The sequence below is a fragment of the Enterobacter sp. PL1 genome, assembly GCF_945957325.1.
In the GTDB taxonomy this organism is placed as follows: Bacteria; Pseudomonadota; Gammaproteobacteria; order Enterobacterales; family Enterobacteriaceae; genus Enterobacter; species Enterobacter roggenkampii.
In genome coordinates, this window is sequence record NZ_CAMFKT010000032.1 from 13,929 (window position 1) to 38,315 (window position 24,387).

Below are 24,387 nucleotides of genomic sequence, written 5' to 3' on the forward strand. Positions count from 1 at the left end.
CTAATCGGCTCACCTATCCTAAAAACGCACAGGAGGCTTGCTGCGGCCTCGTTGTTTTTATCCTTCTTCCTTACTGCCTCTCAGCACCACGACGCCACAGCAGCCCGGAGGCTGTCATTTTGCCCCATTTTGATCACCATCCCACCCCTGAAAACCCAAACCGCGCGCTCGTAGCCCCGCCACGCCTGCCCGCTTTGTATATGGTTTTTCATGCAGGCGCATGAGCATAGAGAAAGCCCGCCAGAGAAGGCGGGCGAGGGGAGTAACGATCCTTTTTGGATCCTTCATTTTCATGCAGCATAGACATGCACGACATGGAACGGGATAGCTTTGGCTAATTTTTCATCAGACACACCTGCCAACTTAGTCGGCTTTATAAAAAATTTCATGTTCAGCCTTCTGATTTTCATCATTTGCCAGGTCAGCGATTAGGCTTAGTGCCAACTTCAAATCTGATGGTTTGCAGTTAGCTATCAATGAAACTTCCGCAATAAATTGTACGCAGGCCCATTTATGCTGGGTACGGCTGACTTCATCAACAACCATGAATCCCTCCCGATATAATAACTGTATAAACATACAGTATCACGTAAATGAAAAAATTTAAAAGTGCTTCCGACCAAAAATGATAATTGCTGTGAATATATTTTATGATGCTAACTCTTTGAAATTATGACGAAGCGTTAACTCATGTTTCCCTGTTGGGTCTGTATCTATAGCTGGCGCCTAAGCGACCAAGCCATGTATTGATAGTGGTCATGTTGGACTTTGAGCCAGCTTCCCGTGTCCTATAGAGCGCACCGTCACTGCGGGCGACATAGAAAACACCGTCCAGCGCAATACGCTGACCGGCCAGCAACAGGCCAACTTCTGTTTCTCCGATATCCCAGCCGATGGAGCTGGCAAATTCGCGGATTTTTTCAGCCCGTTCGCCAGGCTGGCGCAATACCTGTTGCCGTTTGCGCCGCTCGCGTTTGCGCTGCTGTTCCGCTTTGAACTCAGCGGATAGCCGGGCCGCAACTACCTTTCTTTCTTTCCGCGTCAGGGAGCCATATTCAATAGCGCAACTGGCACCGTCAGCTATGACTGTGCTTTCCTGAAGTGTATTTTTTTCAACCGTTCGCGGCTTCCGCGTACAGTTATTGACAGAACTCCGAGGGGCGGCGCTGCCGCCTGAAAAGTCAAAATCAAAACCAGAAGCGTCATCCTGCTTACGCTTCGGCACGATTTTGTACTGCGTGGTGCGGGTATAAATTGCGGAATCGGTGAGCGCAAACGGGCTGTAGATCCCGGCTATTTTGGATACATCATCGCCGTAAATATTGCCGTTTTCGGTGACCTCATAGCACAGGCGAACACGCAGTTCGTCACGGGCTACAAGCGGCCCGCCCTGCGCCATGACATACCCCGCCCAGGTGCTGGCATCTGCGGGCGCTCTTACGTGCTCAATTTCAGGATGCAAAACCAGCTCACGATCACCGAGTCGGCGCAGCTCGCGCCATACCGTAACCGGCGCGCCGCCAATCTGTTGAAACTGACGGATAGCCCAGCGGGAAGCCCACGCGCTCACGCGGCGGGCCATTTCTTTCAGTGGTTTTCCGGTTTCGTCGTCGGTATCACCATCCAGCTGATAACCGTCGATATTTTTGGAAATGTATTTTGCGATATACCCGGTGGCACTGCCTTTTTCTTTATCGATAAGTTTCATTTCAAACCGGTTTTCAAGTGCGCCCGGTTCGTTTCCATCCTCTTTAAGGGCTTGCTCCTGAAAAATATCGCGAGCCAGGGTAATATTTTCCGGCTTCATGAACAGCAACAGATGCCAGTGCGGAGTTTCATCATGATGTGGTTCAGCGACGCGAAAACCGAACACCCTGATCCCGTTGCGTAACCATGCCGCACGGGTACGCGCCCACACCTTACAAAGATATTGCTGGGTATCGCGGGGGGAAGCACCGTTATATTTACCGTTGCGTTTACCGTTATGCTGCATCGCGTGATATTTCGAGGGCGCGGTCAGTGTGAAAAAGGCACCGGCCAGCCCCATCTCGTTAGCTATATCTTCAAAGCCACGCATCCGGGCCATTAACTCACGGCGACGGTTAGCCGGGTTTGCGGTACTGGCCGCCACCTTATCGATCAGAGAAAAACGCTCGCCGGTGTCCTGGTCTTCCAGCTCCATTGCTTTCAGATATTCACGATTGGCTTTTTTCTGCGCCGTCCACTCCTGAAGGCAGGGATCGCTACAGTAAGAGGCGGCCTTTTTGTGAACATATCCCGCTGCAATCATCAGGTGTTCGCACCAGCGGGAATGCATCCGGCGCAGCCGGTTAAGCCACCATTGCGGCGACTGCATACGCGCCACGTATTTAAGCGCGTCCTCGCCTTCCAGTTCTTCATTGCAATAAGCCGTCCAGCCCGGAACGGGGGTATTCAGATGAGAAGCAAGAAACCCCATCCGCCCATAAGCCGAAACGGTGGAAAAGTGCGGATCTGTGGTGCGTTCATACTGGAAATCAAACTCGCGCATAAACTCGGTTTGCAGGATATCAGCAAGACTATGCGCCAGGCGTTTCAGCTCTTTTTTACCGGCCCACAACAGGCGGAAAAACTCATTACGCAGCGGCAACAGGGCCGCCGGTAACGTCGCATTCGGCAGGTAACGGTCATTCACATGGTCAATACGGGAAAGGACATGGCGCTCAAAGGTATTTAACAGCCAGTTATCGGCGGCTTTTTTGCCCTTCGCGTCCATCTGCTCCAGTTTGCGCGCATAAAAACTGCGGACGTAATGAGGCAACGAAGCCAGACGGCGGCGGGCGGCCTTGCTGCGGTCTGGTTTTTCATCGGTTTCCGCCAGCTCCATCGCAGATAGAAACTTACGCTTACCGTCAGGTGTCAGATAACGGATACCACGCTCACTGTCGTCAGCCTTATAAGCTCCGACAGCGGCGCGGGGTGCGTTCCATGCGTAAGCAAAAACGGTATCAGTCATTTACAGATGCACTTCTACCGGGCAATCGCGGTCACGGGCTAAATCAATCCCGAACCACGCCGTTTGTTTGGGGCGGCGGGATACGGCGATAATTTCTGGTGCCGACTTACTTTCACCGGCAGCAACGCCGAGACTACGCCTGGCCGTGATGCGGTGATAAACGAAATTGCGATAGAGTGAACGGGTTAAGGAGGTGTCGCTGTTGGATACAACAACCGGGTAACCTTCTGATGAACGGCGCTCAAGAATGGACGCAAGATGATATTGATCATCCTCCTTAAAGCCGCTGGAGTGATAACCGGTAAACACACCGTCATAAGGTGGATCACAGTAAATCACGTCACCCGGTTCCAGCATATTCAGGGTTTCGTCGAAGCTGGCGCAGACAAACGTGGCGCGTTTTGCTTTTTCTGCAAAGGCACGTATTTCCGTTTCCGGGAAATAAGGCTTTTTGTAATTCCCGAACGGGACGTTAAAGCCGCCGCTCTGGTTATAACGGCAAAGCCCACGGTATGAATGGCGGTTGAGATAGAGGAAATAAACAGCGCGGTGAAAAGTATTTATTTCACGGTCATGATTAAAAGCCTCACGCACCCGGTAATAATTTTCAGCCAGTACAAAGCTTTCAAACACTGCTTTTGCCCGCAGTATAAAGTTTTCGCAATCCTCTGCGATGGTGCGATACAGATTAATTAAATCAGGGTTAATATCCGCGACAAGATAATGAGGATAGTCTGTTGCCATCATCACAGCGCAGGAACCCGCGAACGGTTCAACCAGTCGCGGGCCTTTGGGAAGATGCGCTAACAGTTCCGGCATAAGGTCAGTTTTATTACCCGCCCATTTCAGGATGGTGCTCATACAGCACCGCCTTGCTTAGCCGACTCAACAACTAAATTTATCCGGGTAAGGCTGCGACGCTCGCGTAATTCCAGCGCCATCGATATTTCCTGAGTTGTAGGCTCAACGCCGTCAACGTTCCCGGCTATGATTTCATCCAGTTCCGCATCGGTCAGCGGCTTAACGGCCAGTCTTTCTTTGTTCATACAGCCCCCTTGTAATGCACAGACTTCAGCTCTGTAATTTCCTGACAGGTGACGCACAGCGCCACGCCCGGTACGGCGATGCGCCGCGCTTCCGGGATGGATTCGCCGCACGATTCGCACAGAAAACGGGAAACCGCAGCGCCACGGCTGCGGGCATTAAGAATCAGGCGCTCGCGTTCTTCATGCTCGCGTTGCTGGGCCAGATCGATAGAGTCAGCCATCAGTGAGACTCCGCCGGTTTTACGCAGCGACTAACTATGCTGTCGGTTAAATACACATCGCCAATATCATCGGGGCCAGTAAGGCCGACGAAATCCGCAAGGATAAAAACGCTTACCCCTTTGGGCAGGCGCTTAATAAATATCCCGTTGTAAACATTGTCCGATTCAAGTGGGGTCACCAGAACACGCTGGCCGGGAATCAATTGCGCGTTATGCATCAGTGGATCTCCTGGGCTTCGTTCTGGATTTTGACGGCCTCATCGCGCAATAACTCTGCTGCTTCTGCGTAGTTGAGCTGGCGTGAGGTGATACGAGCAGCCAGCGTGTCCAGACGCGCGGCCATAGCCTCAGCGCGGCCCCGGCGTTCATCTTTGCGGGCCTCAGTGAGCAAATAATTAAGGCCTGCATCATCAGGCCCGGTTTTGGTTTTACGTGTTTCGGTATTTCGCATTTTCATTTCTCCAGAATTCGGGCAAAAGAATGCCCGGCGGGTTTACGCCATTAATTAACTTGAATGATTAGTTGTAGCCGTAGACGCGGTGCGGTTTCTGATTCAACTGGTTAATCATTTCCGCTTTTAGTGCCTCCATAAATTCCTGACAGCACTCCCAGTTCGGGTCAACTTTGAAAATCTCACCTGATCGGGTTTTAATTTCGAAGCCGTTATCCATATTAGGGATCACAACACCGAGAATTAAATTAAGGTCATTTTTTGAAAGAGCCATAAGCCACCCTTTTTATTAATGAACGAGCAATACGAATAATTAAATATGCTGGCGATTTCCGCTTGGTTTTCAGCCCGTTTAATAATTCGGACTGGTCGCGGCTTGGATGCCAGCGCTTACCGTCTTTACCCATAATCCAGCCGTTGCCGTAATGCATGGAGGGACTCTGACGAACCAGCAATGAAGCGAATGAAGGTGCGTTATCCATGACCGACACCTCAGATCAAACCAAACGATGCGCCGACGCCGGTCATGGTATCGACCGCACTGGACATCGCCGGACTGGATTTAAGCCGCGCATCTACAGCCAGTGCGCTTAAAGCAAGAAAACGCATTCCAGCGTTCGCACTTTCCACAATCGAACGGCGGGACAGGTGAGTAATACGGCCAGTGGTTGCCGCGTTCGCAGCGACCTGACCAACCTGCGCGGTGGCCTGCATAACGTAGATGGATAATTTTTCCCTAGCTAACTCATTTACCGGCACACAAGGCAGGCAATGAATTTGAGCAAGGAAGCCATCCACCAGTGACGCATCTTCGGTTAAATCAGTCAGCAACCAGATTTCTGGTGCTGTGAACTGATGGGGTTGAGTGGGGTTAAGTTTGTTGCGAAGGGTTTGCGGTTTCATCCCTGCGCGCCTGGCTAACGCAGTCACGTCATGCCGTTTAGCAAAGGCGCGGCAGGCTTCATCAAAGTGTGGGTGGTTAGAAACTCGAAAATCAAACATGTTGCATTCCTTTTCAACTCGCATAATTGAATTGCTTAAGCGGCAACGTATTTGCAATTGATACCCTGCTGAAGCAGACGGGCACGAAAAGCAACCATGTTGATACGAGCTGCGCCGCCGTCTTTCTTGCGCGGCATCAGGAGCAGATCACCATCCACAACCATCTGTTTTACAGTGCGGATGCCGTATCCATAGTGTTCTGCAAACTCTTCATAAGTCATCAGATCCGGGCCTGACGGGATTGCAATTTGTGGAGTCATGGGTAAATATCTCCGGTTAAATGTTGTTATGGTGCATTGGCGTGCATTTTCAAGCTACGGTTGGATAATATGATCCATTTCGTTACATGTAAACTGTCGAAATGGATTATTTGAGGTTTATATGGCGATTGAATTTGATGATGTAAAGGAAGTACTTGAAAGGATTATTGTTTCTTATGGTGTTAAAAGCAGAACGGAACTTGCAGAGCTACTGTCAATCCCGCTTCCCACAATCAATAATTGGGTAGCACGTGGCAGCGTGCCAGGGAACTACATCATTCAATGCGCCATTGAAACTCAAGCAAACCTTGAATGGTTAGTTACTGGAAAACTCGCAAATGCGAGTCAGAGAGAGGCGGTAACTTCGTCTCTAACTGGCAAGGAACTGTACGAACAGATCCTTTCTTCAGGTGGGAAAGCCGTACTTCAGCGCCTTTTAGCGGCATATGGATTTTCAATGCAGAAGCAATTAGGTGACCTTTTGGATTTGTCTTCAGGGACCATTAGTACTTGGATACGCAGAAATTACTTTCCAGGTGATGTGGTTGTTGCGTGTGCTTTGGACACAGGCGCTTCATTGAAGTGGTTAGCAACCGGACAAGGAGAAATGTTCCCAGGTTGTGCACGGACCGTTCTTGAATCTTCATCAATTCAAATTCCTCGCTATCAACATGTTTCAGGTAAACTTAAAGAAAATGGCTTTTGGCTTTGCGATCAAAGCTTAATACCTATAGATATTAATAATCCTGCTTACATTGAAGGAAGTAACGGTGCTTGGCTTGCAGATATTACGGATGATCAATTCAGTAATGGTTTTTGGTTCATATCTGTAGATGGATCTATTGATATTTGTGAGATAACAAGACTTCCCGGAAACCGCTTGAAAGTGAAAACAAATTCAACTCCATTTGAATGTGAATTAGGTGATATTTCTCCTGTTGGAAAAGTATTCTTGCTAATACAAAAGGTCTAGATTTTTTAACTTAATATGTTGTTTGTGTTTTTTATGTTGTGGTTAGTTAGACAGGTAATTACTAATTAATTGTGAAAGGATTAAACATGAAAAAAATGATACTTCTGGGATTAAGCATCACTTTACTTGCTGCATGTAAAGTTGAAATGAGCACACAGATCCCGTACTCAAAACTATTTGATAAAAATATCGAGGTAGCTAAATCTTCACTCCTTGTAGAGGTAGCTTCATGCACTCATTATGAAGATTCGCGTAAGCCTTCAGATACTCTAATGGAGGCGAGAGGTACAATTGCAGATTTGTTTCCAGATGCTGAATTTAACGAGTGCTATACCCAAAAATTTAATAGTTACGCTAAGTTTTCTTTACCAATCGCTTACGGGGCAGTAGAAGCACTTAAACCCGAGCATCCTAAAGTTAGAGTCTTGTCCTATAACAACAAAGTTGCCTTTGTTGACGTTGCTCCATCATTAAAGAAAAAATTAGAAGGTTATCAAAACAAAAAATATAGCCTGTCAGGTTTCAAACCTTCGGAAATGTCAATAATTCTTTCAGTAAAAAATGATACCGATTCTGATCAAAAGATTGACCTTGCTAGTGTTTATGTTGATGACTATCCGGTGATATCAGCGCAGGGCTATGATTTTAAAAAGGGTAGTACTATTAATCTAACATTATCAAACATTTCTGCCGAGACTGTTTTTCTACCATCAGATCATAAACAGATGGCTTATTTTATGGTGAAAACGGATAACTAATTATGAGTGTTAGGAAAACGCCTAGCGGAGAGTGGCTTTGCGATTTTCGTATCGATGGTGCTAACAGTCGTCGTATACGAAAAAAGTTTGCAACAAAAGGCGAGGCGCTTTCCTATGAGCAATATTGCCTTAATGAAGCGCAGGATAAGCCTTGGAAAGCAGAAAAAGAAGATCGCCGAAGACTTAACGAAATAATCGAACTTTGGCATAACCTTCACGGCCAGGCACTTGTGGCCAGTAAGTCTCGTCTCGCAAAATTGCATATAGTTTGTAACGGCCTTGGTAACCCGGTGGCTTCGCAGCTAACCGCTAAAGATTGGGCGCATTATCGTGACCGGCGGCTGCGTGGCGAGATCGATAATGGTTACCACAAAGACCCTGCTGACTGGGTCGCAAAACCAATCACGGTTAACCGTGAACAACAGTACCTGATGGCTGTTTTCAATGAACTCAAAAGGCTTGGGGAGTGGAAGTTACCGAACCCGCTCGAAGGTGTTCGCGTTTTCAAAGAAGCCGAGAAAGAAATGTCATGGCTGACCCCACTACAGATCGCTGAACTTTTTCGCGCCTGTGAACGGTATGGTAAAGAAAACCTGACGACGATTGTTAAGGTTTGCCTTGCGACCGGCGCACGTTGGAGTGAAGCCGAGCGCCTCACCCGTTCCCAGCTCTCACCCTATAAGCTGACGTTTACAAAAACAAAAGGTAAAAAAAACCGCACCGTCCCGATCCCCAGATGGCTATATGATGAACTGGCAACCCGTCAGGGCAAAATGTTCAAGCCGTGCTATCAGGAGTTTAAAAAAATGCTGGCGCTGACCGACATTGAGCTAACCGAGGGACAGAAAACACATGTTCTGCGACATACCTTCGCCTCTCACTTTATGATGAACGGTGGGAACATACTTGTTTTACAAAAAATCCTGGGCCATTCAAACATACGTGAAACTATGAAGTATGCGCATTTCGCACCTGACCATCTTGAAGAAGCCGCAGTCCTGAACCCGATTGCCGATCCGGCGGTTTTGATGTCCATATAATGTCCACAGAGCTTGCATTTGGTGGCACTGCATTGCACTAAGGATACAATTAACTTGCTGTTTTTGTTAATTTTTACTTGTATATCAATAGCGTCTGTTAAAAGCGTCTGAACTAAGATTCGCTTAAGCGACATCCTGTTAGAAAGGGCTGGCCGAAAGGCTGGCCCTTTTTTTATCCCATCGCACCTCTCGCGTTAACCCTTTCGTCATAAATCATTTACAATGCTTGCCTCTTGAATGGAGGGGAAGTGGATAACGTATTGCATCAGCATAGTTGGAAACGCGCAGCGGCATTGACCGCGCTGTTTGCGATCCTGCTGATCGTGGTAGCACCCCTTATCTCCGTCTCATTGCAGAAAGATCCCATGAGCGCCATGCCGGGCATGCATCATGAGATGAGCATGATGTCGATGGACGAGCATCACGGCGATATGCCACACACGATGCCCGTCGACCATGCGGAAGCGTGCGGCTACTGCGTGCTGTTAGCGCATGTCCCTGGCGTGATGCTGGCGCTCATCGTCCTGCTCAGCGTGGTGCTACAGAGGCTTCGCGTTAAGCCGCCGCGTCAGGCGGTCAAGCACTGGCACTTCTTCCCCTGGCTTTACCCTGATACCCGCGCGCCGCCGCGGCAGTCTGCTTTTTCCCTTTAAAAATATCGATAACTTTTTGCCTTAAAAAGGAAAAGTATGACTACCTGCACCTCGCGCGCGGCATGGGGAAACCTGCTGCGTCGCCTTCATTTCTACGTTGGGCTGTTTGTCGGCCCGTTTATCTTCTTCGCCGCGCTGACCGGGACGCTGTACGTGGCGACCCCACAGCTGGAAAACGCACTCTACCGGCACGCGCTCCACACGGATTCTATAGGCGAGCCACTGCCTCTGGCGGAACAAATCGCCCTGGCGGAAAAAACCGTTGGATCAGATTTACGTTTGCACGCCGTTCGTCCGGGGCTGGTTGAGGGCGAAACCACCCGCGTGATGTTCGCTGACCCGAAACTTGGGCCATCGGAGAACCGGGCTATCTTTATCGATCCGGTAAGCCTGACGGTTCTGGGAGATCTGACGGTATACGGCACCAGCGGGATTTTACCCGTGCGTCAGACCATTGATTACCTGCATACGTCCCTGATGCTGGGCGACATTGGGCGCCTTTACAGCGAGCTTGCGGCCTCGTGGATGTGGGTCGCCGCGCTGGGCGGTATTGCCCTGTGGTGTTATACCCGGCCCAAACGGCGGATCAACAATCGCTTCCAGAACCGGCGTCGGGTGCACGTGACGCTGGGCTGGAGCCTGCTGGGTGGAATGCTGCTGTTCTCCGCAACCGGCCTGACCTGGTCCCAGTGGGCTGGCGGGAACGTGGATAAGCTGCGGGCAGAGATGAACTGGCTCACCCCGCAGGTGAACACGACGCTATCCGGCCAACATGAGGTCGTGGATGAACATGCCGAACACCGCGGTCATCACGGTGGAATGGTGATGCCCGATATGGCGATGGATTTGACGCAGTTTGACGGCGTGTTAAGCGCGGCGCGTAACGCGGGTATTGATGCCGGCAAGCTGGAGATCCGCCCGGCGAAAACGAGGGATCGCGCCTGGACCGTGACGGAAATCGATCGCAGCTGGCCAACTCAGGTGGACGCCGTGGCGGTTGATCCTCATACGATGCAGGTACTGGACAGGACCCGATTCGAGGATTTTCCGCTAATGGCAAAACTGACCCGCTGGGGCGTGGATTTCCATATGGGGATCTTATTCGGCCTCGCAAATCAGCTGCTGCTGGTTGCGTTCGGCCTCGCCCTTTGCGTGCTCATTATCTGGGGATACCGGATGTGGTGGATGCGTCGTCCGGCGCAATCGGCTGTGAGTCCGGTACAGACGCTTTGCCAGAGCTGGCTTGCCTTGTCAGTGTGGGGAAGAGGCGTTACGGTGTTAATCAGCGTACTGTTGGGACTGGCATTGCCAGTCATGGGCGTGAGTCTGGCGCTGTTTGTTCTGGTGGACTGGCTGCGCTGGCGAGCGGCAACCAGGGTGACGCTCGCCGAATCCTCCGCTAAATAGCCTTATGGCGTGCTGATCACCACTGCGACGCGGCGGTTTTCAGCGCGCCCTTGTGAGGTACTGTTGCTCGCAACCGGGTATTTTTGACCTAATCCCCGCGTGGTGAGATTGCTGCGCGGTATATTTGCCCCCTTCGCCCAGGCATCGGCCACGGCGTTGGCGCGTTTTAACGAGAGCGCTTCGTTGTAGCTCTCTTCCCCGTAGTTATCCGTGTGGCCGTCCATTCGCGCGTGGGTCAGGCCGGTTTCCGCCAGGCGAGAGGCCATGGACTGGATCTGCGTTTCACTCTCCGATCGCAGCCTGGCGTCATTTTTATCAAACAGGATGGTGTCCGACATCCCAAGCGACCAGTCACCGTTCAGTTCGTTAAAACCGTAAGACTTCATCGCCGCAATTTGCTCAGGAGTGAATTTGCCTTCCGGCGGCGACTGGCAGCCTGCCAGAACCAGTGAGGCCAGTACTAGGGGCGCGAAGTAACGTTTTAACATAGTGTATCCTTTCTAACTTATTGTTTTCGTACGCTGGTTTTTAACCTGGTACATGTTGCGGTCAGCCCTCTCCAGTAATGCTTCCACGGAAGTATTTTCCCACGCCAGAGCAAAGCCAATGCTGAGTGACATCGATGCTTTTTGTCCGTTATGAAGATCAAACGGACGGATAAACTGCTGCGAAAGCGCAGCACAAATATGTTGAACCTCAAGCTCAGAGTGCACGCCGTACAGCACCATGGCAAATTCGTCACCGCCAAGACGGTAGGACTGATGACGTTTGTCGCCAAACTCCATCATTCTGCTGGCGACTTCGATCAGCACGCAGTCTCCTGCCGCGTGTCCCCAGGTGTCGTTAATAAACTTAAAATTATCACCGTCGAGGAAGAGCAGGGCCGAGTTGGTTCTGGCTGAAGGGTCATTCATTAATGCCGCAATGCTGTTACGAAACGCCGCGCGGTTGGCAAGACCGGTAAGCGGGTCGTGCATGGCGGTCCGCAACAGCTGGGCATTTTTCGCCTGAAGCTTCAGCTGCCACTCTTCCATTTCATCCAGAAGACTATTGAAGTCTTCGCCAAACTGGTGAAATTCTTCGATACGGCCGTCTTTCACCCGGCGGGAGAAATTTCGGTTCGTGCGCACGTCATGAACGACGTCGGTAATGTTCTGCAGGGCCATGACCATTCCACGATGCAAAGACTGGGTAATGACGAGCGCGACCACGGCGGCAAAGAGAATGCAGCCGGTCAGTACGGCAAACGACGTCCAGATGAAATGGCTGATCAGACTGTCACGCGCGGTAAGGCGAATTTCGCCGATCGTTAAGCCGTTATGCATGATGGGCTGCGCAACCGGTACGGGGAAAAGCCAGCGGCTGACCAGCGCGCCCAGCGTGTCGTTGTTATCTTCCGGGTTCCAGGACCAGTAGGCGAACCGCTTTTTATGCGCGTTAATCACCTCGGCCGCGGCAAATTGCCCCTGTTTGCCCAGGGCGGCAAGCGTTTCGTTGGCCGCCAGCGAGTCGTTGAAAACCAGCGAGGCTTCCAGGCTGTGGCTCATCGTGGCCCCGGTTAATTCAAGGTTCTTTTGCGCGTATTGTTTTAACGTCACAACGGAAGCAAAACAGAGCAACAGCCATATTAACGTCATCGTGATAATGACGCTTATCATGCTGTTTCGCCTCAACGTCCTTTTAAACGTCGGCCGTGGCGTTGAAGTGAAATCTTTATCCATGCTGCTTATTCCGTGCCAGCATTAATACATCCGGATTGACTCTTACGCCACTGCGCGTCAATGCATCCAGGTTGACGGAGAACCGGACCTGGCCACGATCGATCATCAGGCAAAAGGCACTGCCAATTACACATTCCGGATTTTGCTCTGAGATTAATAGCAATGCTCTGCCCTGATATTGGCTTATTAATTCAAGTTGTTTTGCCGGTGATTCAGACCCGAAATAAATCGCATCGCACGTCGCGGCCAGGGCTTCCCGATCGTTATGTACAATAGCGGGAGTATAGGGTAACTCGTTGTGCCCTTCGTCGCCGCTAAGCGCGTGCGTATAGTGAGAAGTGGCATAGATGCAGAGTTTAGGTTGCCCGGATAGTGACGGCCATCGCGTATAGCTCACAATGCCTGAGACTATCGAGCGTACCGATTTATCCGTTTCCGTGAGCGTGCCTGCCGTCGCTGGGCCCACCATAATGAACAGCATTAACACCAGAGTGAGTCGGAAAAAAGAGATCAAGAATAAATTTCTCACCAGAATCCGCCACATCGCTCTGGAAATAGATGTCCTTAAGAGTTGCGGGCAGAATACCATTGTTTGTCAGAGCCGTCATTATGTCAGAAATAGCCTCAGGTCAACCTAAGCTAAATCCTACTGTTGTTTATTTTTCGGTGATTAAAAACAGACTTAATTGAGTCTGCTGGAGCGCATACTTTCATCCATCCCTTTTTGCCATGACGCACGCAGTTTTGTCGCGTTTTCAGCAGTATCGCAACTGGCAGGGAAAGATTTGCCCGCTAATCCCCAGGCGTGAATAAACCCTTCTTCGCAGACTCTCTTCTGACCATCGGCATAGCCGCGAAGATATTCACTACGATCAACGTGGGTGTCGTTAAAACTATCGGCCAGGGTCTGGTTATCTTTAACCGGCAGGCCATTCATGGCGTCTTCTTTACCGGCATCAAACCAGGATGGACTGGTCCAGTCGGGCTGGAAGGTATAAGGATTGATCTGGCAGCCCGTTAAAAACAGCGACAACAGCGTGAGAGCAATTGAACGCATAGCCATTCTCCTTTTTACTTCAGCATAGCCTGGCTTAAGAAAGTATGTCTGTAATTTAAACTTTACGTTTTTGATGGCTGATTTTTGCAATAAATTGGCTACTGTAAAGTGATGTGTACGTATTTTGGATTGAAATGTTTACTTTTTATGGTATCGTGGTTTCACCTCATTGAGGAAAACAACTATCGCAAACGAGCTTTACAGGATCGCCATCATGCAAAAAGACGCGCTGAACAACGTACATATCACTGACGAACAGGTTTTAATTACTCCGGATCAGCTGAAAGCAGAATTTCCGCTGAGCGTCGCGCAGGAGGCTCAGATTGAGCACTCGCGCCAGACCATTTCTGACATCATCGCCGGCCGCGATCCGCGCCTGCTGGTGGTGTGTGGTCCTTGCTCTATTCACGATCCTGAAGCCGCCATTGAGTACGCTCGTCGATTTAAAGCATTAGCGGAGGAGGTCAGCGATAGCCTCTACCTGGTGATGCGCGTCTATTTTGAGAAGCCACGTACTACCGTTGGCTGGAAAGGGTTGATTAACGATCCGCACATGGATGGCTCGTTTGATGTGGAAGCAGGCCTGAAGATTGCGCGTCGCCTGCTGGTGGAGCTGGTCAGCATGGGCCTGCCGCTGGCAACCGAAGCGCTGGATCCGAACAGCCCGCAATACCTTGGCGATCTGTTCAGCTGGTCCGCGATTGGCGCGCGTACCACGGAATCACAAACCCACCGCGAGATGGCGTCTGGCCTGTCGATGCCGGTTGGTTTTAAAAACGGTACCGATGGCAGCCTGGCGACGGCGATCAACGCCATGCGCGCGGCTGCCATGCCGCACCGTTTCGTCGGTATCAACCAGGCGGGCCAGGTCTGCCTCCTGCAAACGCAGGGCAACCCGGACGGGCACGTGATCCTGCGCGGCGGGAAAGCCCCGAACTACAGCCCGGCGGACGTGGCGCAGTGTGAAAAAGAGATGGAGCAGGCGGGACTGCGCCCGGCACTGATGGTAGATTGCAGTCATGGTAATTCGAATAAAGATTACCGTCGTCAGCCTGCGGTTGCGGAATCCGTGGTCGCCCAGATCAAAGATGGCAACCGTTCGATTATCGGTCTGATGATTGAGAGCAATATTCATGAAGGCAATCAATCATCTGAACAACCGCGCAGTGCCATGAAGCACGGCGTCTCCGTGACGGATGCCTGCATCAGCTGGGAAACCACCGATGCACTGCTGCGTGAGATCCATAAAGATTTAAGCGGCCAGCTGGCGACGCGTCTGGCTTAAGAGGGTAGTTATGGTTGCTGAATTGACCGCACTGCGCGATCAAATTGATGAAGTGGATAAGGCGCTGCTGGATCTGCTGGCGCGCCGCATGGCGCTGGTTGCCGAAGTCGGTGAGGTGAAAAGTAAATACGGCCTGCCGATTTACGTCCCGGAGCGCGAAGCCTCAATGCTGGCCTCTCGTCGCAAAGAGGCGCAGGCGCTGGGCGTTTCGCCGGACTTGATTGAGGATGTTCTGCGTCGCGTGATGCGAGAGTCCTATTCTAGTGAAAACGACAAGGGCTTCAAAACCCTCTGTCCGACCCTGCGTCCGGTGGTGATTGTCGGCGGGGCAGGACAGATGGGGCGTCTGTTTGAAAAAATGCTGACGCTTTCTGGCTATCAGGTGCGCATTCTGGAAAAAGAGGACTGGGCGCAGGCACCGGAGCTCATGAAAGATGCCGGGATGGTTATCGTCAGCGTGCCGATCCACGTGACGGAGCAGATCGTCGGGAAGCTTCCTCCTTTACCGAAAGACTGTATCCTGGTGGATCTGGCCTCCGTCAAAAATGGTCCGCTGCAGGCAATGCTGGCTGCGCATACCGGGCCGGTGCTGGGTCTGCACCCGATGTTTGGTCCGGACAGCGGCAGCCTGGCTAAGCAGGTGGTGGTTTACTGCGACGGTCGTCAGCCGGAAGCCTATCAGTGGTTCCTGGAACAAATTCAGGTATGGGGCGCGCGACTGCACCGCATCAGCGCGGTTGAGCACGACCAGAACATGGCGTTCATTCAGGCGCTGCGCCACTTTGCGACGTTTGCCTACGGCCTGCATCTGGCGGAAGAGAACGTGCAGCTTGAACAGCTGCTGGCGCTCTCTTCACCTATCTATCGTCTGGAGCTGGCGATGGTTGGGCGTCTGTTCGCGCAGGATCCGCAGCTGTACGCGGACATTATTATGTCCTCCGAAAACAACCTGGCACTGATCAAGCGCTACTATCAGCGCTTTGGAGAAGCCATTACGCTGCTTGAGCACGGAGACAAGCAGGCGTTTATCGACAGCTTCCGCAAGGTCGAGCACTGGTTTGGCGATTATGCGCAGCGTTTCCAGAATGAGAGCCGGACGTTGTTGCGCCAGGCAAATGACAGTCGCCAGTAATGCGATGATGTATATACTGAAAGCCAGCAATGCTGGCTTTTTTCATTTTGGGGAACTGTCATGGCTGAACCGCAGCTGCTGTTGAATTACACCGGGCATTTGCCTGAATGCCCGACGTGGAGCGCCGAAGAGCAGGCGCTCTACTGGGCCGATATTCTGGAAGGCGAGATCCACCGCTACCATCTGCCGACGGCGGAACACACGGTACTCTCTTTCCACGAGGAGGTGGGCTGTTTCGCGCTGCGTGAGCAGGGGGGTTTTATCGTTGCGATGCGAACGGGTATCTGGCTGACCGATAAACACGGCCTGCTGCGCCGCAAGGTGTGTGATAACCCCTCTAACCCGCAGCTAGCGCGTTTTAACGATGGAGGCACCGACCATCTGGGCCGGTTCTATACGGGCACGTTCTGGGGGCCGGGAGATTACAACGGCGCCCTGCTGATGCGCATCGACAACGACCTGACGCCGAAGGTGATCCAGTGCGATATCCACGGGCATAACGGCCTGGCGTTTAGCCCGGACAAGCAGTGGATGTTTACCTCAGATACGCCAAACGGTGTGATCTACCGTACCCCGCTTGATGAGCAGGGCGAACCGGGTAAGCGAGAGGTGTTTCGTCAGTTTAAAGAGGGCGAGGGGATACCGGACGGCGCGGCGATGGATGTGGAAGGCTGCTACTGGAGCGCGCTGTTTGACGGCTGGCGCATCGCGCGTTTTTCACCGCAAGGGGAGCAGCTGGAAGAGTACCGCATGCCGGTGCGTTGCCCGACGATGGTTTGCTTTGGCGGCGATGATATGAAAAGGCTGTTTATTACCACCACGCGGGAAAATATGGATGCGGAGGAAGTGGCGAAATATCCGCTCTCCGGCGCCATCTTCACCCTGCCGGTTAACGTGGCAGGGATGAAGAAAAGCCGTTTTATCGAACGTTAGATTGGATCGACCGGGACGACGTTTTCGCTCGGGTAGCAGCCCAGCACCTTCATGGAACGCGTGATCTCGCCCAGCTCGCGCAGGGCTTTCTGCATGGAAGCAGACTCCAGGTTGGCCTGGATATCGAGGTAGAACATCTCTTCCCACGGGTTACCGTGGATTGGGCGTGATTCCAGCCGGGTCATGATCAGATTGTGATTACGCAGCACCAGAAGGGCTTCAACCAGCGCACCGGCCTGTTGGCCGGTGGCCATCAGCAGCGTAGTCTTGGCCGGTACCTGGTCAGACACATTGATTGCCTTGCGGGCCAGCACCACGAAGCGGGTAATATTTTGCGTCTGGTTCGCCAGGTTGCGTTCCAGCACCTGTAAACCATACAGCGCGCCGCCCGCTTCGCTGCCGAGCGCCGCGACGGTGGGAGAGTTCGCCTGGGCGACTTTTTCCATCGCCGCCGAGGTGCTTTCGGTGTACTCAATTTTCCAGTTTGGATAGCGGTTCAGGAACTGGCTGCACTGCTGGAACGGCTGCGGGTGGCTGTAGACCGTTTCGATCGTGTTCAGGTCCGTTGAACCGGAGACCAGCACGCAGTGATCGATAGGGATCGTCAGCTCGCCGACCAGCGACAGGCTGGTGTGCTGCAGCAAATCGTAGACGTCGTTGATGGCGCCGGAGCTGGTGTTTTCAATCGGCACCACGGCGTAATCCGCCTGGCCGGTCTCGACCTGGTTAAAAATGTCGGCAAACTTCGCGCAGCCGCTTTCAATAAATTCTTCGAAATGGCGAGCGGCGTACTGACGTGCGGCCAGGTGAGAATAGGAGCCCTTTGGCCCGAGGAAAGCGATACGCGCAGAGTGCGGATTGGTTTTATTGAGGTGCTGCTGGAGTAGCGCTTGCTGGGTCAGAGCGGAGTCTTCGATGATGAGCTGGAACAGCCGGGTGATGTAGTGGGCATCGAGATGATGCGCTTTGCCGAGCTGAATGAGACGTTCCAGCAGATCCCGCTCGCGGTCGATATCACGGACCGGACGATGGGAGTCCAGCTTGGCTTTACCCACTTCAACGGCAAGGGCGCGGCGTTCGGCCAGCAGCGCCAGCAGTTTCTCATCCAGCGCGCTGATTTTTACGCGCAGATCCAGTAACGGGTTTTCCGGTGTCATAGTGTTGCCTGTCTCATCTTATCGTTATCAATAAAAAAGGCCCCCCGGTGTGGGAGGCCTTGTTGTTCGTCTTCGCATTCTTTATCACACGACGAAACGCCTCCCGTTCAGGGGAAGGTAAAAAAGAATGCGAAGAAGAACGGCGTAAGTTTCATAAAGTCATCCTGTGAGTGATATCGTTAAAGTACCCGTACTGTTTTCACCCTGTCAATAAAAAACAAAAAACGCGCCCGAAGGCGCGTTGGCGGTACACTCAATTTAAAGGATTACTCTTCTTCAACTTCTTCCGCGAAGCTGGCGTCTTTCACCGACGTTGTGGCGCGACGGGCTTCACCTTTGTGTTGCACTTTATTGAGCTGCCGTTCCAGCTTGTTGATCAAATCGTTAATTGCGGTGTACATATCCTCATGTTTTGCGCTGGCGACCAGATGGCCGTTTGGAGTATTGATAGTTGCGTCAGCGATGAAACCCTGCGGCTCCTTGGACAGGATGATATGTGGATTAATCAAATGTGTTTGCCATTTATCCAGTTTGGCGAGACGGTCTGCGACGTGCTGGCGAATTGCCGGAGTAATTTCCATTTGTTTACTGGTAATGTTCATTGTCATAAATTTTACCTCTTGTCTTTCCGTCTTGGTGATTCCAGCATACCCGACCTAATGTCAAAATGTGTGATTTAGATCACGTTATTTTGTCGGTTTTTGTCAGGGAATCTTTTTTGTGAGGCAGGGCAGGAAGAGGTGAGATTTACCTTGTAGAAGGCAAAAATTGAGGCCATAGTTGACTGGATGTGTTGAGGCTAACGCGCTTCAGCGACGCTCAGAAACGAATAAAAAAACGGCAGCCTTCGGGCTGCCGTTTTGCATTGAGGCAAAATCAGGTGTTGCTGCTGTTCGCGGCGATGATTTTCGCCACTTTTTCAGCCTGAGCGGTCATCTGCATCTGACGGTAAGCATTTTCCATCAGCTTCAGGCCGTCGCGCGTAGCCTGAGTATCCGGGTAATCACGCAGCATACCTTCTACGCGGTTAACCACGGCAACCCATGCGCCACGGCGGGTATAGTAGTCCGCCACGGAGTATTCATATTTCGCAAGACGATCTTTCAGGAACACCAGACGCTTGGTGGCGTCGGTCACGTACTGGCTGTTTGGATAGCCGCGCACCAGTTTAGAGAAGTCATTGAAGGCGTCACGCGCATGCTGCGGGTCACGGTCGGAACGATCCACACCGAAGAAGCCCTGCAGCGCACTGTCATCCAGCGCCATGTTGGTGAGCCCGCGCATGTACATCACATAGTCGATGTTAGGATGAGTCGGGTTCAGACGCATGAAACGATCGATGGTTGCCTGAGCCAGCGGCAGATCGGCATTTTTATAGTATGCGTAGATGAGATCTAACTGTACCTGCTGCGAATACGGACCAAATGGATAGCGATTATCCAACGCTTCCAGTTGCGTTATCGCCTGTTTCCAGTTACCGTCCTGCAACTTTTGTTGTGCAGTCGCATAGATTTCATTCGGCGGATTGTCAGGGACCTGTTCATTTGAACCGGAGCAGCCCACCAAAGCCAGGCTCAACGTGGCCGCTGCCACCAGATATTTCATGCGCGTCATGACGTTTTGACTTTCCTCAAATGTTTGTCCGGGAGAAACTCTGTTCCTGCTCCCGATTAAGACCAGCTACAATAGCACACTATATTAAACGGCAAAGCCGTAAAACCCAACGTTAAACGAAGAAGCAGTTTATGGCACAACGAGTAGAACTCACCGCAACAGTCTCCGAAAATCAGCTCGGTCAACGCTTAGATCAGGCTTTGGCCGAATTGTTCCCTGATTATTCGCGTTCACGCATAAAAGAATGGATCCTTGACCAGCGCGTGATGGTAAACGGCAAGATCTGGGACAAACCAAAAGAGAAAGTGTTAGGTGGGGAAGCTGTCGCCATCAATGCTGAAATCGAAGAGGAAATCCGCTTCGAGCCGCAGGATATCCCACTGGACATCGTCTATGAAGATGATGACATTCTGGTGATCAACAAGCCGCGCGACCTGGTTGTTCATCCGGGTGCGGGAAACCCTGACGGTACGGTACTTAACGCACTTCTCCATTACTATCCGCCGATCGCGGATGTCCCGCGCGCGGGCATCGTGCACCGTCTGGATAAAGACACTACCGGTCTGATGGTGGTGGCGAAGACCGTTCCTGCTCAGACACGTCTGGTGGAGTCGCTGCAGCTGCGCGAAATCACCCGTGAGTATGAAGCGGTAGCCATTGGGCATATGACTTCTGGCGGGACGGTGGAAGAGCCCATTAGCCGTCACCCAACCAAGCGTACCCATATGTCGGTGCATCCGATGGGTAAACCGGCGGTGACGCATTACCGCATTATGGAGCACTTCCGTATTCATACGCGCCTGCGTCTGCGTCTGGAGACCGGACGTACTCACCAGATCCGCGTGCATATGGCCCACATTACCCATCCGCTGGTGGGGGATCAGGTCTACGGTGGTCGTCCGCGTCCGCCTAAAGGCGCGTCGGATGAGTTCATCAGCGTGTTGCGTAAATTCGATCGTCAGGCGCTGCACGCGACCATGCTGCGTCTTTATCACCCTATCACCGGTATTCAGATGGAGTGGCATGCGCCTATCCCGCAGGATATGGTGGACCTTATTGACGCCATGCGTGCTGATTTCGAAGAACATAAGGATCAAGTGGACTGGTTATGACCAAACTGATTGTCCCGGAGTGGCCATTGCCTGCCGGCGTGGCTGCCTGCAGTTCAACCCGCACTGGCGGTGTGAGCCAGGGCGCGTGGGAGTCGTTGAACCTCGGCGCACACTGTGGCGATAACCTGGAACACGTGGAAGAGAACCGCAGGCGTCTGTTTGCAGCGGGGAACCTGCCGTCGAAACCGGTCTGGCTGGAACAGGTTCATGGCAAGGCGGTGCTGAAGCTGACGGGAGAGCCCTATGCTTCCAAACGCGCTGATGCCTCTTACAGCAATACTCCGGGAACCGTTTGTGCCGTAATGACCGCCGATTGTCTGCCAGTGCTGTTCTGCAACCGTGCAGGCACCGAGGTGGCTGCAGCGCACGCGGGCTGGCGTGGACTGTGTGAAGGCGTGCTGGAAGAAACCGTCGCCTGCTTTAAGGATGAGCCCGCCAATATTATGGCCTGGCTTGGCCCGGCCATTGGCCCTCGCGCTTTTGAAGTGGGGCCGGAAGTTCGCGAAGCCTTTATGGAAAAAGATCCGCAAGCGGTGGACGCCTTCCTGCCTTCGGGGGATAAATATCTGGCCGATATTTACCAGCTCGCCCGCCAGCGCCTGAACCGCGTCGGCGTGACGCAGATCTTCGGCGGCGATCGCTGCACCTTCACCGAAAAGGGTAATTTTTTCTCTTATCGCCGCGACAAGACGACGGGCCGTATGGCAAGTTTCATTTGGCTGATATAACCTAAATAATCAAGACGATCCGGCACGTGCCGTTTTCTTTTCACATAATTCAGGTCATTAACCTTGAATAATTGAGGGATGACCTCATTTAATCTCCAGTAGCAAATTTGACCTGTTATGGGAGGAGTTATGCGTCTGGATCGTCTTACTAATAAATTCCAGCTTGCTCTCGCCGATGCCCAGTCCCTCGCACTGGGGCACGACAACCAATTTATCGAACCTCTTCATTTAATGAGCGCCTTGTTGAATCAGGAAGGGGGATCGGTACGTCCGTTATTAACGTCCGCTGGCATTAATGCTGGCCAGTTACGCACCGCTATCGATCAGGCGCTGAGCCGTTTACCGCAGGTCGAAGGGACCGGCGGCGACGTTCAGCCGTCGCAGGATCTGGTGCGCGTCCTGAACCTTTGCGACAAGCTGGCGCAAAAACGTGGGGACAATTTTATTTCGTCAGAGCTGTTTGTTCTGGCGGCGCTTGAATCACGCGGTACCTTGACCGACCTGCTGAAATCTGCCGGTGCGACCACCGCCAATGTGACTCAGGCGATTGAGAACATGCGCGGAGGTGAAAGCGTGAACGATCAGGGAGCCGAAGACCAACGTCAGGCTTTGAAGAAATTTACGGTCGATCTGACCGAGCGTGCTGAACAGGGCAAACTTGACCCGGTGATCGGCCGTGATGAAGAAATCCGCCGTACCATTCAGGTACTGCAACGTCGTACCAAGAACAACCCGGTACTGATAGGTGAACCGGGTGTCGGTAAAACCGCGATTGTTGAAGGGCTGGCGCAGCGTATTGTGAACGGTGAAGTGCCGGAAGGCCTAAAAGGCCGCCGCGTACTGGCGCTGGACATGGGCGCGCTGGTGGCCGGTGCGAAATACCGCGGTGAGTTTGAAGAGCGTCTGAAAGGCGTGCTGAACGATCTGGCGAAACAGGAAGGTAACGTCATCCTGTTTATCGACGAGCTCCACACCATGGTCGGTGCCGGTAAGGCAGACGGCGCAATGGATGCCGGGAACATGCTGAAACCTGCACTGGCGCGCGGTGAACTTCACTGCGTCGGTGCCACCACGCTGGATGAGTACCGTCAGTACATTGAGAAAGATGCTGCGCTGGAACGTCGTTTCCAGAAAGTGTTTGTTGCCGAGCCAAGCGTTGAAGATACCATCGCCATCCTGCGTGGTCTGAAAGAGCGCTATGAACTGCACCACCATGTGCAGATCACTGACCCGGCCATCGTTGCGGCGGCGACGCTTTCGCATCGTTATATTGCTGACCGTCAGCTGCCGGATAAAGCGATCGACCTGATTGATGAAGCGGCGTCGAGCATTCGTATGCAGATTGACTCGAAGCCGGAAGAGCTGGACCGACTCGACCGACGCATCATTCAGCTCAAGCTGGAACAGCAGGCGCTGAAGAAAGAGTCTGATGAAGCCAGTAAGAAACGTCTCGATATGCTCAATGAAGAACTGGACGATAAAGAGCGCCAGTATTCTGAGCTTGAAGAAGAGTGGAAAGCCGAGAAAGCCTCCCTTTCCGGTACGCAGACCATTAAAGCTGAACTCGAACAGGCAAAAATTGCCATTGAGCAGGCGCGACGCGTGGGCGACCTGGCGCGGATGTCAGAGCTGCAGTATGGCAAAATCCCTGAGCTGGAAAAACAGCTTGAGATTGCGACGCAGTCAGAAGGGAAAACGATGCGTCTGTTACGTAATAAAGTGACGGATGCCGAGATTGCGGAAGTGCTTGCCCGCTGGACCGGTATTCCGGTGGCGCGCATGCTGGAAGGCGAGCGTGAAAAACTGCTGCGCATGGAGAACGATCTCCACAATCGTGTGATTGGCCAGAACGAAGCGGTTGAAGCGGTTTCGAATGCTATTCGTCGTAGTCGTGCAGGGCTGTCCGATCCGAACCGTCCGATTGGTTCATTCCTGTTCCTGGGGCCGACGGGTGTCGGTAAAACCGAGCTGTGCAAAGCGCTGGCTAACTTTATGTTCGACAGCGACGATGCGATGGTGCGTATCGACATGTCCGAGTTTATGGAGAAACACTCCGTCTCGCGTCTGGTCGGGGCGCCTCCTGGATATGTGGGTTATGAAGAAGGTGGGTACCTGACAGAAGCGGTGCGTCGTCGTCCTTATTCCGTCATCCTGCTGGATGAAGTGGAGAAAGCGCATCCGGATGTGTTCAACATTCTGCTTCAGGTGCTGGACGATGGTCGTCTGACCGACGGGCAGGGGAGAACGGTCGACTTCCGTAATACGGTTGTCATTATGACGTCGAACCTGGGTTCCGATTTGATTCAGGAACGTTTCGGTGAACTGGACTACAGCCACATGAAGGATCTGGTGCTGGGTGTGGTAAGCCATAACTTCCGTCCGGAGTTCATCAACCGTATTGATGAAGTGGTGGTATTCCATCCTCTGGGTGAGAAACACATCGCGTCGATTGCGCAGATTCAGCTGCAGCGTCTGTACAAACGTCTGGAAGAGCGTGGATACGAAATTCACATCTCCGACGATGCGCTGAAACTGCTGAGTAAGAATGGTTACGATCCGGTGTACGGTGCGCGTCCATTGAAACGTGCTATCCAGCAGCAGATCGAAAACCCGCTGGCGCAGCAGATCCTCTCCGGGGAACTGGTTCCTGGTAAAATTATCCGTCTGGAAGCCAACGACGATCGCATTGTGGCAGTGCAGTAAGTCACAAAACGCAAAAACGAGCCGCTTGCGGCTCGTTTTTGTTTAAAAACCAGGCGAAAATTGAGGTCTGGAGTGAAGTTTGCCTGGAAAGTGAGCAGTCAGTAAATAATTTTCACTTTATCCTTGCAGGTTCGGAATT

General features: G+C 52.3%; 30 protein-coding genes and 1 other annotated feature. Of the genes, 11 read left to right on the top strand and 19 right to left on the bottom strand.

The features are described 5' to 3' along the window. Positions 1 to 363: 363 nt before the first annotated feature. The 11 genes from N6P30_RS21325 to N6P30_RS21375 form a co-directional block, all read right to left on the bottom strand. Positions 364 to 546, bottom strand: a complete 183-nt coding sequence (locus N6P30_RS21325) for a hypothetical protein (RefSeq protein ID WP_154827354.1) — start codon at positions 544 to 546, stop codon at positions 364 to 366. Between the two features lie 142 nt (positions 547 to 688). Further along, positions 689 to 2,995 (bottom strand): replication endonuclease, encoded by a 2,307-nt coding sequence (locus tag N6P30_RS21330; RefSeq protein ID WP_154827353.1) that lies wholly within the window; start codon positions 2,993 to 2,995, stop codon positions 689 to 691. Continuing rightward, positions 2,996 to 3,856 (bottom strand): DNA adenine methylase, encoded by an 861-nt coding sequence (locus tag N6P30_RS21335; RefSeq protein ID WP_154827352.1) that lies wholly within the window; start codon positions 3,854 to 3,856, stop codon positions 2,996 to 2,998. It abuts the gene before it with no gap. Then, positions 3,853 to 4,041 (bottom strand): hypothetical protein, encoded by a 189-nt coding sequence (locus tag N6P30_RS21340; protein ID WP_154827351.1) that lies wholly within the window; start codon positions 4,039 to 4,041, stop codon positions 3,853 to 3,855. Before N6P30_RS21340 ends, N6P30_RS21335 begins: the two co-directional genes overlap by 4 nt. After that, positions 4,038 to 4,262: a TraR/DksA family transcriptional regulator gene (locus tag N6P30_RS21345; RefSeq protein ID WP_154827350.1), complete on the bottom strand. Its 225-nt coding sequence runs from the start codon at positions 4,260 to 4,262 to the stop codon at positions 4,038 to 4,040. The genes N6P30_RS21340 and N6P30_RS21345 overlap by 4 nt, the downstream gene beginning before the upstream one ends. Beyond that, entirely contained in the window at positions 4,262 to 4,480 is a 219-nt protein-coding gene (locus tag N6P30_RS21350) for a hypothetical protein (RefSeq protein WP_154827349.1), read from the bottom strand. Before N6P30_RS21350 ends, N6P30_RS21345 begins: the two co-directional genes overlap by 1 nt. Beyond that, entirely contained in the window at positions 4,480 to 4,713 is a 234-nt protein-coding gene (locus N6P30_RS21355) for a DUF2732 family protein (RefSeq protein ID WP_154827348.1), read from the bottom strand. The genes N6P30_RS21350 and N6P30_RS21355 overlap by 1 nt, the downstream gene beginning before the upstream one ends. Positions 4,714 to 4,780: 67 nt before the next feature. Beyond that, positions 4,781 to 4,987 carry a hypothetical protein gene (locus N6P30_RS21360; protein ID WP_154827347.1) on the bottom strand — a complete coding sequence of 69 codons (207 nt, stop codon included), beginning with the start codon at positions 4,985 to 4,987 and terminating at the stop codon, positions 4,781 to 4,783. Next, complete coding sequence (locus N6P30_RS21365) at positions 4,968 to 5,195, bottom strand: phage filamentation protein Fil family protein (RefSeq protein ID WP_154827346.1); 228 nt, start codon at positions 5,193 to 5,195, stop codon at positions 4,968 to 4,970. The genes N6P30_RS21360 and N6P30_RS21365 overlap by 20 nt, the downstream gene beginning before the upstream one ends. A gap of 10 nt (positions 5,196 to 5,205) precedes the next feature. Then, positions 5,206 to 5,715, bottom strand: a complete 510-nt coding sequence (locus N6P30_RS21370) for a phage regulatory CII family protein (protein ID WP_154827345.1) — start codon at positions 5,713 to 5,715, stop codon at positions 5,206 to 5,208. A gap of 35 nt (positions 5,716 to 5,750) precedes the next feature. Then, positions 5,751 to 5,975: a hypothetical protein gene (locus N6P30_RS21375; protein ID WP_260629976.1), complete on the bottom strand. Its 225-nt coding sequence runs from the start codon at positions 5,973 to 5,975 to the stop codon at positions 5,751 to 5,753. Positions 5,976 to 6,096: 121 nt separating this feature from the next. Between N6P30_RS21375 and N6P30_RS21380 the strand changes: the two genes are divergently transcribed. The 5 genes from N6P30_RS21380 to N6P30_RS21400 all read left to right on the top strand — a co-directional run bounded on the left by N6P30_RS21380 (position 6,097) and on the right by N6P30_RS21400 (position 10,806). Beyond that, complete coding sequence (locus N6P30_RS21380) at positions 6,097 to 6,948, top strand: phage repressor protein CI (protein WP_154827343.1); 852 nt, start codon at positions 6,097 to 6,099, stop codon at positions 6,946 to 6,948. Positions 6,949 to 7,034: 86 nt separating this feature from the next. After that, complete coding sequence (locus N6P30_RS21385; RefSeq protein ID WP_154827342.1) at positions 7,035 to 7,706, top strand: hypothetical protein; 672 nt, start codon at positions 7,035 to 7,037, stop codon at positions 7,704 to 7,706. Between the two features lie 2 nt (positions 7,707 to 7,708). After that, positions 7,709 to 8,746 carry a site-specific integrase gene (locus N6P30_RS21390; RefSeq protein ID WP_154827341.1) on the top strand — a complete coding sequence of 346 codons (1,038 nt, stop codon included), beginning with the start codon at positions 7,709 to 7,711 and terminating at the stop codon, positions 8,744 to 8,746. Positions 8,747 to 8,994: 248 nt separating this feature from the next. Next, positions 8,995 to 9,399: a DUF2946 domain-containing protein gene (locus N6P30_RS21395; RefSeq protein ID WP_023294346.1), complete on the top strand. Its 405-nt coding sequence runs from the start codon at positions 8,995 to 8,997 to the stop codon at positions 9,397 to 9,399. 36 nt (positions 9,400 to 9,435) lie between these two features. Then, positions 9,436 to 10,806 (top strand): PepSY-associated TM helix domain-containing protein, encoded by a 1,371-nt coding sequence (locus N6P30_RS21400; RefSeq protein WP_023294345.1) that lies wholly within the window; start codon positions 9,436 to 9,438, stop codon positions 10,804 to 10,806. Between the two features lie 2 nt (positions 10,807 to 10,808). On the opposite strand, the gene N6P30_RS21405 is transcribed toward N6P30_RS21400, so the two are convergent. From N6P30_RS21405 to N6P30_RS21420, 4 genes are all read right to left on the bottom strand, one after another. Beyond that, positions 10,809 to 11,294, bottom strand: coding sequence for an OmpA family protein (locus N6P30_RS21405; RefSeq protein ID WP_008502478.1), 486 nt, complete (start codon positions 11,292 to 11,294; stop codon positions 10,809 to 10,811). Positions 11,295 to 11,306: 12 nt separating this feature from the next. Beyond that, on the bottom strand, positions 11,307 to 12,527 hold the full coding sequence (gene dgcN / locus N6P30_RS21410) for a diguanylate cyclase DgcN (RefSeq protein WP_032664190.1): 1,221 nt from the start codon (positions 12,525 to 12,527) through the stop codon (positions 11,307 to 11,309). Next, on the bottom strand, positions 12,520 to 13,071 hold the full coding sequence (locus N6P30_RS21415; RefSeq protein ID WP_021241999.1) for a YfiR family protein: 552 nt from the start codon (positions 13,069 to 13,071) through the stop codon (positions 12,520 to 12,522). The genes dgcN and N6P30_RS21415 overlap by 8 nt, the downstream gene beginning before the upstream one ends. 138 nt (positions 13,072 to 13,209) lie before the next feature. Next, complete coding sequence (locus N6P30_RS21420) at positions 13,210 to 13,584, bottom strand: DUF2799 domain-containing protein (protein ID WP_023294342.1); 375 nt, start codon at positions 13,582 to 13,584, stop codon at positions 13,210 to 13,212. Positions 13,585 to 13,798: 214 nt separating this feature from the next. Here N6P30_RS21420 and aroF point away from each other — a divergent pair, with 214 nt between their 5' ends. From aroF to N6P30_RS21435, 3 genes are read left to right on the top strand one after another with little or no spacing between them, the layout of a single operon-like run. After that, positions 13,799 to 14,869: a 3-deoxy-7-phosphoheptulonate synthase AroF gene (gene aroF, locus N6P30_RS21425; RefSeq protein WP_023294341.1), complete on the top strand. Its 1,071-nt coding sequence runs from the start codon at positions 13,799 to 13,801 to the stop codon at positions 14,867 to 14,869. Positions 14,870 to 14,879: 10 nt separating this feature from the next. Beyond that, a complete protein-coding gene (tyrA, locus tag N6P30_RS21430) occupies positions 14,880 to 16,001 on the top strand; it encodes a bifunctional chorismate mutase/prephenate dehydrogenase (protein ID WP_008502473.1) in 1,122 nt (373 codons plus the stop codon). Between the two features lie 60 nt (positions 16,002 to 16,061). After that, on the top strand, positions 16,062 to 16,934 hold the full coding sequence (locus N6P30_RS21435; protein ID WP_023294340.1) for an SMP-30/gluconolactonase/LRE family protein: 873 nt from the start codon (positions 16,062 to 16,064) through the stop codon (positions 16,932 to 16,934). On the opposite strand, the gene pheA is transcribed toward N6P30_RS21435, so the two are convergent. The 4 genes from pheA to bamD all read right to left on the bottom strand — a co-directional run bounded on the left by pheA (position 16,931) and on the right by bamD (position 19,705). Further along, a complete protein-coding gene (gene pheA, locus N6P30_RS21440) occupies positions 16,931 to 18,091 on the bottom strand; it encodes a bifunctional chorismate mutase/prephenate dehydratase (protein WP_023294339.1) in 1,161 nt (386 codons plus the stop codon). The genes N6P30_RS21435 and pheA overlap by 4 nt on opposite strands. 30 nt (positions 18,092 to 18,121) lie before the next feature. Next, positions 18,122 to 18,247: a sequence feature (Phe leader region), on the bottom strand. Further along, on the bottom strand, positions 18,199 to 18,246 hold the full coding sequence (gene pheL / locus N6P30_RS21445; RefSeq protein ID WP_100249759.1) for a pheA operon leader peptide PheL: 48 nt from the start codon (positions 18,244 to 18,246) through the stop codon (positions 18,199 to 18,201). Its footprint overlaps the feature before it by 48 nt. A 110-nt stretch (positions 18,248 to 18,357) precedes the next feature. Beyond that, positions 18,358 to 18,699 carry a ribosome-associated translation inhibitor RaiA gene (gene raiA / locus N6P30_RS21450; protein WP_008502470.1) on the bottom strand — a complete coding sequence of 114 codons (342 nt, stop codon included), beginning with the start codon at positions 18,697 to 18,699 and terminating at the stop codon, positions 18,358 to 18,360. A 268-nt stretch (positions 18,700 to 18,967) separates the two neighbouring features. Then, positions 18,968 to 19,705, bottom strand: a complete 738-nt coding sequence (gene bamD / locus N6P30_RS21455) for an outer membrane protein assembly factor BamD (RefSeq protein ID WP_008502469.1) — start codon at positions 19,703 to 19,705, stop codon at positions 18,968 to 18,970. A gap of 131 nt (positions 19,706 to 19,836) precedes the next feature. Here bamD and rluD point away from each other — a divergent pair, with 131 nt between their 5' ends. From rluD to clpB, 3 genes are all read left to right on the top strand, one after another. Next, complete coding sequence (gene rluD / locus N6P30_RS21460; RefSeq protein ID WP_008502468.1) at positions 19,837 to 20,817, top strand: 23S rRNA pseudouridine(1911/1915/1917) synthase RluD; 981 nt, start codon at positions 19,837 to 19,839, stop codon at positions 20,815 to 20,817. Next, positions 20,814 to 21,545 (top strand): purine nucleoside phosphorylase YfiH, encoded by a 732-nt coding sequence (gene yfiH / locus N6P30_RS21465; protein WP_046091850.1) that lies wholly within the window; start codon positions 20,814 to 20,816, stop codon positions 21,543 to 21,545. The genes rluD and yfiH overlap by 4 nt, the downstream gene beginning before the upstream one ends. A gap of 129 nt (positions 21,546 to 21,674) precedes the next feature. Continuing rightward, complete coding sequence (gene clpB, locus N6P30_RS21470) at positions 21,675 to 24,248, top strand: ATP-dependent chaperone ClpB (RefSeq protein WP_008502466.1); 2,574 nt, start codon at positions 21,675 to 21,677, stop codon at positions 24,246 to 24,248. The last annotated feature ends 139 nt before the right edge of the window (positions 24,249 to 24,387 follow it).